The sequence below is a fragment of the uncultured Williamsia sp. genome, from assembly GCF_947494875.1.
Classification (GTDB): domain Bacteria; phylum Actinomycetota; class Actinomycetes; order Mycobacteriales; family Mycobacteriaceae; genus Williamsia_A.
The window spans coordinates 49540-60933 of the sequence record NZ_CANLWM010000005.1 but is presented as its reverse complement, the minus strand read 5'-3'; the positions used below and the strand labels follow the sequence as shown (position 1 = coordinate 60933).

General features: G+C 69.1%; 9 protein-coding genes and 2 tRNA genes. 4 read left to right on the top strand and 7 right to left on the bottom strand.

Features of this window, described 5'->3' with window-relative positions:
- Positions 1 to 14: 14 nt before the first annotated feature.
- Positions 15 to 818: a mycolate reductase gene (gene cmrA, locus Q1A98_RS12640; RefSeq protein WP_299573981.1), complete on the top strand. Its 804-nt coding sequence runs from the start codon at positions 15 to 17 to the stop codon at positions 816 to 818.
- Between the two features lie 3 nt (positions 819 to 821).
- On the opposite strand, the gene Q1A98_RS12635 is transcribed toward cmrA, so the two are convergent.
- Entirely contained in the window at positions 822 to 2393 is a 1572-nt protein-coding gene (locus Q1A98_RS12635) for a helicase HerA-like domain-containing protein (RefSeq protein WP_299573978.1), read from the bottom strand.
- A gap of 74 nt (positions 2394 to 2467) precedes the next feature.
- Here Q1A98_RS12635 and orn point away from each other — a divergent pair, with 74 nt between their 5' ends.
- Both orn and Q1A98_RS12625 read left to right on the top strand, forming a co-directional pair.
- The gene (orn, locus tag Q1A98_RS12630) at positions 2468 to 3067 is read left to right on the top strand and encodes an oligoribonuclease (RefSeq protein ID WP_299573975.1); all 600 of its coding nucleotides are present in this window, start codon (positions 2468 to 2470) and stop codon (positions 3065 to 3067) included.
- 84 nt (positions 3068 to 3151) lie between these two features.
- Positions 3152 to 3224, top strand: a tRNA-His gene (locus Q1A98_RS12625).
- A gap of 58 nt (positions 3225 to 3282) precedes the next feature.
- Here the strand turns inward: Q1A98_RS12625 and Q1A98_RS12620 are convergent.
- The 5 genes from Q1A98_RS12620 to Q1A98_RS12600 form a co-directional block, all read right to left on the bottom strand.
- Complete coding sequence (locus Q1A98_RS12620) at positions 3283 to 5343, bottom strand: MMPL family transporter (protein WP_299573972.1); 2061 nt, start codon at positions 5341 to 5343, stop codon at positions 3283 to 3285.
- 42 nt (positions 5344 to 5385) lie between these two features.
- Positions 5386 to 5841, bottom strand: coding sequence for a MarR family transcriptional regulator (locus Q1A98_RS12615; protein WP_299573969.1), 456 nt, complete (start codon positions 5839 to 5841; stop codon positions 5386 to 5388).
- A 69-nt stretch (positions 5842 to 5910) separates the two neighbouring features.
- Positions 5911 to 7053 (bottom strand): acyl-CoA dehydrogenase family protein, encoded by a 1143-nt coding sequence (locus Q1A98_RS12610; RefSeq protein ID WP_299573966.1) that lies wholly within the window; start codon positions 7051 to 7053, stop codon positions 5911 to 5913.
- 112 nt (positions 7054 to 7165) lie between these two features.
- Complete coding sequence (locus tag Q1A98_RS12605) at positions 7166 to 8395, bottom strand: Ig-like domain-containing protein (protein ID WP_299573964.1); 1230 nt, start codon at positions 8393 to 8395, stop codon at positions 7166 to 7168.
- A 217-nt stretch (positions 8396 to 8612) separates the two neighbouring features.
- Positions 8613 to 8685, bottom strand: a tRNA-Lys gene (locus Q1A98_RS12600).
- Positions 8686 to 8793: 108 nt separating this feature from the next.
- On the opposite strand from Q1A98_RS12600, the gene Q1A98_RS12595 reads away from it, so the two are divergent.
- Positions 8794 to 10032, top strand: coding sequence for a hypothetical protein (locus Q1A98_RS12595; protein WP_299573961.1), 1239 nt, complete (start codon positions 8794 to 8796; stop codon positions 10030 to 10032).
- On the opposite strand, the gene Q1A98_RS12590 is transcribed toward Q1A98_RS12595, so the two are convergent.
- The gene (locus Q1A98_RS12590; RefSeq protein ID WP_299573958.1) at positions 9978 to 11309 is read right to left on the bottom strand and encodes a cytochrome P450; all 1332 of its coding nucleotides are present in this window, start codon (positions 11307 to 11309) and stop codon (positions 9978 to 9980) included. The genes Q1A98_RS12595 and Q1A98_RS12590 overlap by 55 nt on opposite strands.
- Between the last annotated feature and the right edge of the window lie 85 nt (positions 11310 to 11394).

The following is an 11394-nucleotide window of genomic DNA, read 5'->3' as shown; positions in this document are numbered from 1 at the left end:
TTACGATCGGCGCCATGGCACTGACCGCACCGTCGCAGTCCAACCGCGCCGTCGTCACGGGCGCGTCGTCCGGAATCGGCGACGCACTCGCCCGCGAACTCGCGCGCCGCGGTTACTCGCTGATCCTCGTCGCCCGCCGGGGCGAGATCCTCGAGAAGACCGCGGGTGAGCTCCGTGCCGCGCACGGCGTCGACGTGGAGGTCCGCCCGAGTGACCTCTCCGATCCCGCGGCCGTCGAGGTGCTGTGCGCCGAGTTCGCCGACCGGGAGATCGCGCTGCTCTGCAACAACGCCGGCATCGCGACATTCGGCGCCCTCGTCGACCTCGACGCGGACTACGAACGCGCGCAGGTCCGTCTCAACGTCACCGCCGTCCACGATCTGACGCTCGCCGTCCTGCCGCAGATGGTGAAGCGCGGGTCCGGCGGCATCCTCATGGTGGGGTCCGCGGCGGGAAACATGCCCATCCCGAACAATGCGACCTACGCCGCGTCGAAAGCGTTCGTGAACACCTTCAGCGAGTCGGTACGCGGCGAGGTCGCCGGTGCCGGCGTCAACGTCACACTGCTGGCGCCGGGGCCGGTCCGCACCGAGGAGCCGTCGCCGGAGGACGCCAGCATCGTCGACAAGATGGTGCCCGGCTTCCTCTGGGACGACAGTGCCGGCGTCGCGCGACTGAGCCTGGACGCGTTGGCCCGCAACAAGATGCGCGTCGTGCCGGGAGCCCTGTCGAAGGCGATGTCGGTGGCGGGCGGGTACACCCCGCGCGCGATCGTCGCGCCGATCGTCGGCGGGTTCTACCGCAAACTCGGCGGCTGAGGCCTACCGTCGGCGGCCGGTGCCGAACAGCGACCGGGTGATCTCGCGCCCCAGCGCACTGCCGGCGGAACGCATGAAGCTCTTCACCGCGGGGTTGCCCAGGATCTCCTGCACCACACCGGGTTCGGGCTTGCCGGCGGGCTTCGGGGCCTCCGATGCGGGTGCCGGGACGGGAGGCGCCTCCGGGGCGGCTGATGTGTCGGCGGGAGCGAGGACTTTCGCGTTCAGCTTCTCGTAGGCCGATTCGCGGTCGATGGTCTCGGCGTACTTCGCGTGCAGCGGACTCGCCGTCGCCGCAGCGGTCATCGCCTCGGCCCCGATGCCCGCCATCAGCGACCGCGGCGGACGGACGACGGTCCAGGCGACCGGGGTCGGTGCGCCCCGCTCCGACAGCACGGTCACGATCGCCTCGCCGATCCCCAACGACGTCAACGCCTTCTCCAGGTCGTAGGCGGTCGACGTCGGATAGGTCTTGACCGTCTTCGACAGCGCCTTCTGGTCGTCCGGGGTGAACGCCCGCAGGGCGTGCTGGATGCGTGCGCCCAGCTGCGACAGCACCTGGTTGGGGATGTCGGTGGGCAGCTGCGAGCAGAAGAACACCCCGACGCCCTTCGAGCGGATCAACTTCACCGTCTGCTCGACCTGCTCGACGAACGCCTTCGACGAGTCGCTGAAGAGCAGGTGCGCCTCGTCGAAGATGAAGACCAGCTTCGGCTTGTCGGTGTCGCCGACCTCGGGGAGGAACTCGAAGAGGTCGGCGAGGATCCACATCAGGAAGGTCGAGAACAGGGCCGGACGCGCGGCCTGATCGCCGAGTTCGAACAGCGTGATGATCCCTGCACCGTCGGGTGTGGTCCGCAGCAGGTCGGCGGGCTCGATCTCGGTCTCGCCGAAGAACGTGTCGCCGCCGTCGGCCTCCAGCGTCGTCAGCGACCGCAGGATGACACCGGCCGTCGCCTTCGAGACCCCGCCGAGTTCCGCGAGGTCGGCCTTGCCCTCGTCGCCGGTGAGGTGGGCGATGACCGCGCGGAGGTCCTTGAGATCCAGCAGCGCGAGGCCTCGCGTGTCGGCCCAGTGGAAGATCAGGCGCAGCGTCGACTCCTGGGTGTCGTTGAGCCCCAACACCTTGCTGAGCAGGATCGGACCGAACGACGTCACCGTCGCGCGGATGGGCACACCGACTCCACCGGTGCCGAGCGACACGAACTCGCATGGATGGCCGGCCGGCGCCCAGTCGTCGCCGATCTCCGCGACGCGCTTGCTGATCCGGTCCGACGGCTCGCCGGGGCGGCTCAGGCCCGACAGGTCGCCCTTGATGTCGGCCATGACGACGGGCACGCCTGCGGTCGAGAGCTGCTCGGCGATGACCTGCAACGTCTTGGTCTTGCCGGTGCCGGTCGCCCCTGCGACGAGACCGTGCCGGTTCATCATCGCGAGCGGGATCCGCACCTGCGCCCCGGCGTCGACGACGCCGTCGACGCTCACCGCGCCGAGTTCCAGCGCCGCCCCGTCGACGGCGTAGCCCGCCGCGATCTCCTGCGCCGCGCTACGCTGCGAGCCGTCTGCCTGCGTCATCCCGTCGTCCCCCGTCGCTGCTGGTGCGGCCTACTGGGCCGGGGCCAACCCTAACGGCCCGCTAAGGTTGTCGGGTGCAGGACAAACTGGTGTGGATCGACTGCGAGATGACCGGTCTGCGGCTCGACTCGGACAAACTCATCGAGATCGCCGCGCTGGTCACCGACAGCGACCTCACCATCCTCGGTGAGGGCGTGGACGTCGTGATCCACGCCGACGACGCCGACCTGGACGCGATGCCCGACGTCGTCAAGAAGATGCACTCCCATTCCGGACTCACCACCGAGGTCCGGCAGTCGACCATCACGCTCGCCGAGGCAGAGAAGATGGTCCTCGACTACATCAAGGAGCACGTGACGTCCTCGGGGTCCGCGCCGCTCGCCGGCAACTCGATCGCGACCGACCGCGGGTTCATCGCCCGCGACATGCCGACGCTCGACGGCTACCTGCATTACCGGATGATCGATGTCAGCTCCATCAAGGAGTTGTCGCGGCGCTGGTACCCGAAGATCTATTTCGGTCAGCCCGAGAAGGGCCTCGCCCACCGCGCTCTGGCGGACATCCGCGAGTCGATCAGGGAGCTCAAGTACTACCGGGAGACGGTGTTCGTCGCCCCTCCCGGACCCGACACGTCGCAGATCGAGCAGGTCGTCCGCGGCCTCGGCGAGGCCTGAGGCGGACGCACCGAGAACCGATTGGTCTTGGTGCGGCCGGTGCGGATAGAGTGTGACCCTGGTTCCGGGCGACCGGGACCGATGGTGGATGTAGTTCAGTTGGTAGAGCACCAGGTTGTGATCCTGGCTGTCGCGGGTTCGAGTCCCGTCATCCACCCCGACCGACGGCCCTCTCCCACGCGGAGGGGGCCGTCGTCGTCACCGGACACGCCTTGTCAGGACCTCGCACGCTCCCGCCGCCACGGTGCCCACCAGTTGGCGCGGCCCAGGGCGGCGACGAGAGCCGGGGCCAGGACGCCTCGGACGATGGTCGCGTCGATGAGGATGCCGAGCGCGAGCGCGGTGGCCAGGATCTTGACGTCGGTCGTCGGGACGCGGGACAGCGAGATGAACGCCAGGAACAGGATGATCGCGGCCGAGGTCACGAGTCGACCGGTGCGAGTCAGGCCTGTCACGGTCGCGGTGTCGGTCTCGACGCCCGCCTCGTGTTCCTCGCGGATCCGGCTGAGCAGGAAGACCTCGTAGTCCATCGACAACCCGAACAGGAAGGCGAACACCGCGATCGGGATCCACACGGTGATCGCGCCCGACGACTGCTGCCCGAACAGCAGTTCGGTGCCGAACCCGTCCTGCCAGATGAACACCGTGATGCCGTAGGCGGCGCCCAACGAGATCACGTTGAGCACCAACGCCTTCAACGGCAGCACCATCGAGCGCAGCGCCCGCGCCAGCAGCGCGAACGTCACCACCACGATGACGAGGAGCACCCACCACGCGTTGCCGTAGACGGCGTCGATGAAATCGGCGTTCTGCACCGCGACGCCGCCGACACGCGCGTCGTCGGCCTCGGCGGCGGCGCGGATCCGCGCCACCGCGTCGGCACCGGCGGACGTGGACACGTCGTCGGTCGTCCACGCGTCGACGATGTGGGCGTCCCCGGAACGCCAGGACTCCGGCGCCACCACGCCTGCCACACCAGGGACCTCGCTGAGCCGGGACGCGAGGACGTCCGGTCGGTCGGTGACCACCTCGACCGGTTTCGTCAGTCCGGCGCCGAGTCCGGAGTTCTCCACGGCTGCGATGGCCGTTCCCGCCGGCCCCCCGCGCGATGCGAGTGAGTCGTTGGTGGGGTCGGCGAGATTCAGGGAGAACACCGGGATGGCGAGGACCACCAGCACCGCCAGGGCGGCGATCGCCGAGATCCACCGGTGGCGGACCACGGTGGTCCCCACGCGGCGCCAGAGCCGACTGTCGGGGCTGGTGCCTCTGCGGTGTGGCCATTCGAGTCTGCGTCCCGCGACGAGCAGCAACGCGGGCAGCAGTGTCAGCGAGACGGCCACGCTGAGGAGCGGGATGAGCAGACCGGTGAACCCGATGCTGCGCAGGAAGGGCACCGGCAGGGCGATCAACGCCGCCAGGCTGACCGCGACGGTGAGACCCGAGAAGAGCACGGACCGGCCGGCAGTGGTCAGCGACTCCCGCACCGCGGTGACGTCGTCGAGACCCTGACCGCGCGCCTCACGCCACCTCGTCACGATCAGCAGGGCGTAGTCGATGGCGACGCCGAGACCGATGAGCGCCAACAGGTACTGCACGATGAACGACACGTCGGTGACCGCAGTCAGTCCCCAGAGGATCAGGAACGTCGTGAGGATCGACGCGGCCGCCACCATCAGCGGCATGAGCGCGAGGAACGACCCGAACACGAGGGCGAGCACGATGAGAGCACCGACACCGCCGAAGAGGGTCTCGGCGAGGATGTCGACCCCACCGGACTCGCCCCCACTCGCCAGGGCGTCGGCACCGGTGACCGTCACCCCGACACCGGTCGATGTGGCGGCCGTCCGCGCTGCGGCCTCAAGCGCTGCAGTCGCGGCGACATAGGGTTCCGCGCCCCCGCGCGGCGTCGGGTACACCAGGGTCACGCCGGTCGTCCCGGTGCGCGACAGCAACTCCGGGTGATCGGCGAACGACGTGACACGCGCACCCGGTGCTGCCCGTTGTGCGGCGGACGCGACCGCGGCACCGTCGGCGGCTGCGAGCCGTCGGTCCTCACCCTCTGCCACCAGCAGGATGGGCGCGTTCGCACCACCGGACCCGAATTGCGTGACGATGTCGACGTTCGTCTCGTAACCCGGCTGGCCGGGGAGTCCGAAGTCGTAGCTGAGCGCCGACACCGCCTTGGACGCGCCGAATCCGCCGACGGCGGTCAGGACGATCCAGGCGGCGATGACCCACCACCGGTGGGACGTGACGAATCGTGCAAGAGCATCCATGAGAACTCCTCGGTCTCCCGACAGGCACCGGTGATCAGCGCGTCACCATTCGCGAGACGCGGCGATCACCTTGTGCAACAGGCTGTTCAGGGTCTGGGATTCGGCTTCGGTGAGCCCCAGATGGGCGGCTCGATTGAACTGCGCCACCGCATCGGCTGCACGGAGGACGAGATCACGTCCGGCGTCGGTGAGGACGATGGGTACCGTCCGACCACGCCGCGCGTCGAGATCCCGTGCGAGAAGACCTCGTTCGACGAGACCCGACAGCAGTTCGGCCATGCTCTGTTGACGTACGAGGATCTTGCGGGCGAGTTGGGCCTGGGAGATGCCCGGTGTCGCCTCGAGCTGGAGCAGCACCCCGAACTGCACCGGCGTCAGTTGCTCGGCGGCGAAGATCTCATGGAACCGTCGAGCGATCGGGTGGTAGGCCTGGACCAGCGTCCAGGCGGGGAGACCGGCGATGTCTTCGTCGGTCCACCGCGCCTGCGACCGTGACACGCCCACGACGATAACAGGCGCCTGTGATGGGGGGAACCCCCATCACAGGCGCCTGCGAGATCGTCGCCGTCAGAGCGACCGCGCGATGATCTCCTTCATGATCTCGTTCGTGCCGGCGTAGATCTTCTGCACGCGGGCGTCGGCCCACATCCGACCCACGGGGTACTCGCTCATGTAGCCGTAACCGCCGAACAACTGCAGGCACTCGTCGAGGACGCTCATCGCACGATCTGTGGTCCACCACTTGGCCATGGCGACCGTGGGGATGTCGAGCTGCCCGTCGAGGTGCTTGACGATGCAGTCGTCGACGAAGACGCGACCGACCCGCGTCTCGGTGGCGGCCTCGGCGAGCTTGAACTTGGTGTTCTGGAACCCGAACACGGGGCGCCCGAACGCCTGTCGGTCCTTGGTGTAGCGCAGGGTGTGGTCGATCGCGGCCTCCATCCCGGCGATCGACGCGACCGCGATGATCAGCCGCTCCTGCGGGAGCTGCTGCATCAGCTGGATGAAGCCCTGGCCCTCCTCGGTCCCGAGGAGATTCGACGTGGGGACGCGGACGCCGTCGAAGAACAGCTCGGAGGTGTCCTGGCCGCGCTGGCCGATCTTGTCCAGGACGCGCCCGCGGCGAAAGCCCTCGCGGTCACCCTCGACCAGCACCAGCGAGATGCCCTTGGCGCCCTCCGAGGTGTCCGTCTTCACGACCACGACGATCAGGTCGGCCTGGGACCCGTTGGTGATGAACGTCTTCGAGCCGTCGATGACGTACTCGTCGCCGTCGCGGATCGCGCGGGTCTTCACGTTCTGCAGGTCCGAGCCGGTGCCGGGCTCGGTCATCGCGATGGCACCGACCACCTCGCCCGACGCCATCTTCGGCAGCCACGCCTGCTTCTGCTCCTCGGAGCCGTACGCCAGCAGGTAGTGGGCGATGATCCCGTTGTGCAGCGACACGCCCCACGATGAGTCACCGATGCGAGCCTGCTCCTCGATGAGCACCGACTCGTGGGCGAACGTGCCGCCCCCGCCGCCGTACTCCTCGGGGATCGACATGCACAGCAGTCCCAGTTCGCCGGCCTGGTTCCACAGGTCACGGTCGACGTGGTGCTGCTCGATGTACTTGTCGACGTTGGGCGCGACCGACTTGTCCATGAACCCGCGCACCATGCTGCGCAGGTCGTCGAGGTCGTCGGTCATCCACGGGGAACGCTGTGCCATCGGGGAACTGCCTCTCCTCGGGCGCGGGGGCGCCGCATGGGACGGCCGATCCACCCGGCCATCGTGTCAACGCGGAGCGTAACACTGGCGAATGGCAGTGTGGTGGAGCCGGTCAGGCGTTGCCGCCCGCGTTCCCCTTCTTCCAGACGTCCCACGGGATGTTCCAGTCACCGAGTCCGTCGGTGCCCGGGAGAACGGGGCCGATCGTGTTCTTGACGACGACGATGTCGCCGCGCAGCGCTGTGTTCATGAACCACTCGGCGTTCGCGGGGCTGACGTTCAGACATCCGTTGCTGACGTTGGTGTTGCCCTGGTCGCCGAGTGACCACGGGGCGGCGTGCAGGTAGATCCCGCTGTAGGACATCTGTGTGTCGAAGTAGACGGTCTCGCGGTAGCCGCCGGGCGAGTTCACCGGGACGCCGTACGTCGACGAGTCCATGATGATGCTCGGCACGCGGTCACCGACGATGTAGGTGCCGGGATTGGTCGGCGAGCTGTCCTTGCCGAACGACACCGGCATGGTGCGGACCACCTTGCCGTCGATCGCGACCGACACCTGCTTGGTGTTGTCGTCGCCCGTGGCGACGAGGGCGCGGCCGATGGTGAAGTCGAGGGTCTTGTTCTGCTGACCGAACACGCCGTCACCGAGATCGATGCCGTAGGTGTTCACGTCGACGTGCACCTTGGTGCCCGGCTTCCAGAAGTTCTGCGGCCGCCAGCGCAGCTCGCTGTCGCTCAGCCAGTAGAACGCACCCTCCACCGGGGGGTCGGTGCGCACGGTGATCGCGTCCTGCGCGGCCTTGCGGTCGGTGATGGGCTCGTCGAAGCGGATGGCCACCGGCTGACCGATGCCGACCGTGGAGTTGTTCTCCGGCAGCAGGTACGCGTCGGTGAGGTTGTTCGGGGAGCGTGTCGTGAAGGACATCTGCGCAGCCGATGCCCCGGCGATCCCGCGGGCATCCGCGGACAGCGTGTAGGTGGTGCCGTAGCCGAGCGGCTCGGTCGAGGTCCATGTCGTGCGATCGGCGTTGAACACGCCGGCGACGTTCCCGGCACCGTCGGCCTTGGGGATGCGGACATCGGTGAGAGTGCCCGACTGCGCGGTGACCTTCAGGGGCGCACCGGGCTGGACGCCGGCCGCGCGATCGGTGAGCGGCGCGCCCGCGAACCCGGTGACGGAGATGGCCGGACGCAGCAGGTCGTCGAATCCGACGTTGCTGGCGACCTTGTCGCTGTACGTGGGGGCCGCCGTCCCCGCCGAACACGCTGTCGCGATCACCGCGACGACAGCGACCGCCGCCACCGACCACGAGACACGACGACTGGACCGTCCGAACACCATTGCACTCCCGAATACATCTGTTCACCGACTCGTGCGCGCCGCTGCGCCCCTCGACCGCGGACGACGCCCATCGCGGCCTCACGCCCGACCCCCTCAGGCAGACCGCATCAGTGTACGAGAACCTCGTCACGCCGAGGTCACGGCACGCCCGGACGTCGGTCCCGACGACGAGAGCCCCCGTCGGACCGGATCGGTCGCGACGAGGGCTCTCCTCGGGTGCGCCATCAGGGACTCGAACCCCGAACCCGCTGATTAAGAGTCAGCTGCTCTGCCAATTGAGCTAATGGCGCGCGGTGGCGCGAGAAGAGACACTAACAGGTCGACCGGCGGGTCCGGAAATCCCGTGGTGGCCGGGCGCATCGGGACGTCGTCGGACCGGCCGGGCACAGTGGGATGCGATGACCGACACCCTCTTCGCCGACGTCTCGTACTACCAGCCACCCGTGGACGACACCTACCCGTATCCCATCCTGTCGATCCGCGCGAACGACGGCACGTTCCGCGACCCGAACTTCGCCGCGAACTACACATGGATCCGCCGCTCGCTCGACACCGGACGCCTCACCGTCGGCATCGTCTACTGCTACGTCCGTCCGAACTGGCAGGAGACGGCCGCGACGCTGCGCGACCAGATCGACCGGAACGGCGGGCTGCACCCTCGGGTGGTGCTCATGCTCGACGTCGAGTCCGGTGGCAACCCGTCGGGCGACGGGTCGGACTGGATCAACCGCGCCTACTGGGATCTCGTCGGGTACTGCGGGGGCAACGCCCGTCGGGTCATCGGATACGCGAACGCCGCGGACTTCTCCGCGATGTGGCGCACACGGCCACCCGGACTGCGGGTCATCGGGGCGGGGTACGGCAGCAACCCCGACCTGCCCGGACAGATCGCCCACCAGTACACCGACGGACAGGGCTGGGGCGGCGGACTGCCCGAGGGCGCACCGCCGTTCGGCAACTGCGACATGAATTCCGCCGACGGCCTGACCGCCGACGAGTTCGCGTCGGCCTGTGGGATCGGTGCGCCGCCGCTGAACGAGATCGACGAGGCGGCCCGCGTCGCCGCCGCGTGGATCGGGCGCCGCATCACCGTCGGCGAGGTCACCTGCCCCGACGGGCTCGGTCGGTTCGCGGAGTTCGAGCACGCGCACATCTACTGGTCACCGACGATGCCGCGTACCGCCGACGGGCGGGTGCATGCGGAGCCGATCCCCCACGACGGACTCTTCGAGGCCTGGGCCGACCTGAGGTTCGAGCGTGGACCACTGGGCTATCCGGCCGGCCCTCACAGCGTCGTCGACGGCGGCGGCACACAGCCGTTCGCCGGGGGTGTCCTGTTCCGCCAGAACGGGTCCCGGACCGGATACTGGACGCACGGGGCGATCGGGGCGCGCTACACGGAACTGGGTGCACAGGCCGGGTCACTCGGCTGGCCGGTGTCCGACGAGTACGCCGACGGCGACGGACGCCGCCAGGACTTCCTGGGCGGCTCACTGCGGTGGACGGAGGCCTCGGGGGTCACCCGGGTGTCGCCGCCGCCGTCACGACCGCCGGCCGCGCCGGGCCTGTTCGACCGCCTGCGTCAGGCGCTGTGCCGCCTGGTCACCCGCGCACGCCCGCCCCGCGCGGGCGCATAGGCGACGCCGCGCGGACGCCACCGCTCCCCCGGGTGGGTCGTCGCCTCGAGGACGAGGTCGTCGAGCAGGGTCTGCAGCACCACGAGCAGTTCCATCGACGCGAACGAGGCACCGATGCAGCGCCGTGAGCCTCCCCCGAACGGGATCCACTCGGTGAGATCCGGTCGGCCGCCGACGAATCGGTCGGGGTCGAATCGCTCGGGGTCCGGCCAGACGGCAGGGTCGGAGTGGATGAGTCCGATTCCCACCATCACCGACTGGTCGCGCCGCACCGTCCATTCGCCGAGCTGCGCCTCCTGCGCCACGACGGTCCGGAAAGTCACGTCGATCACCGGTCGCGCCCGCTGTACCTCCAGGATCGTGGCCTCGAGGAGGTCGCTGCCGCCGGCGTCGCGCTCGGCGACGAGCCGTCCGATCAGCGCCGGGTGACGCCGGATCCGCTCGACGGCCCACGCCAGGGTCGTCGCGGTCGTCTCGTGTCCGGCGGCGAGCATCGTCAGCAGTTCGTCGGCGATCTCGTCGCGCGTCATGGGGCTGCCGTCGTCGTAGCGGCTGGCCACCATCATCGACAGCACGTCGTCCCGGTCGTCGAGATCGTCGGCGCGCTGCGCGGCGTCGATCAGTCGGCCCACGATCGCGTCGTACTCGCGGCGCCATCGACGCAGTCGACCCCACGGGCTGTGGTCACCGAGCGACTCGAGGTGCGGCAGCGGCACGACCGCGAGCATCGAACCCAGTTCGACCATGCGCGGCAACACGATCCGTAGACGGTCGAACTCCGGGCCGTGGGCGCCGAAGACCGCCGTGATGATCACGTCCAGCGTGATGCGCATGAAGGACGGCATCGTCGCGAACTCGCGGTCGGTGGGCCACGTCGCCATCTCGGCCCGCGCCGCGGAGGCGATGACGTCCTGATAGGCCCGCAGTCGCCGACCGTGGAACGGGGGCGCGAGGAGCTTGCGTTCGCGGCGATGCCGATCCCCGGTGAGCGCGAACATCGAGTTCGGCCCGAGGACACGGCCGAGGTTCTGCTCGACGGACTCGAGGACGTCGGTGGGGGCGCGGAACACCTCGCGCGCGACCGCGGGATCGGCGACGACCACCGTCGAGCCGAACACCGGGATGTCGATGGTGAAGACCGACCCGTGTCGCGATCGCAGCCACTCCAGCCCGGCGCGGCGGTTGAGGACCGTCGCGCCGGCGATCAGCGGACGCGGGACGCGCGGGCTCGGTGGTGTCGTCGGCGCGGCGGAGCGCTCGGTGGTCGGGATGCTCATGGGAACCCTCGTCTCTGCGCGGTGGCGGTCGCCGGTGCCGACGATGGTACGCAGGCGTACCAGGATTGTCGACGGGCGTCGCCCG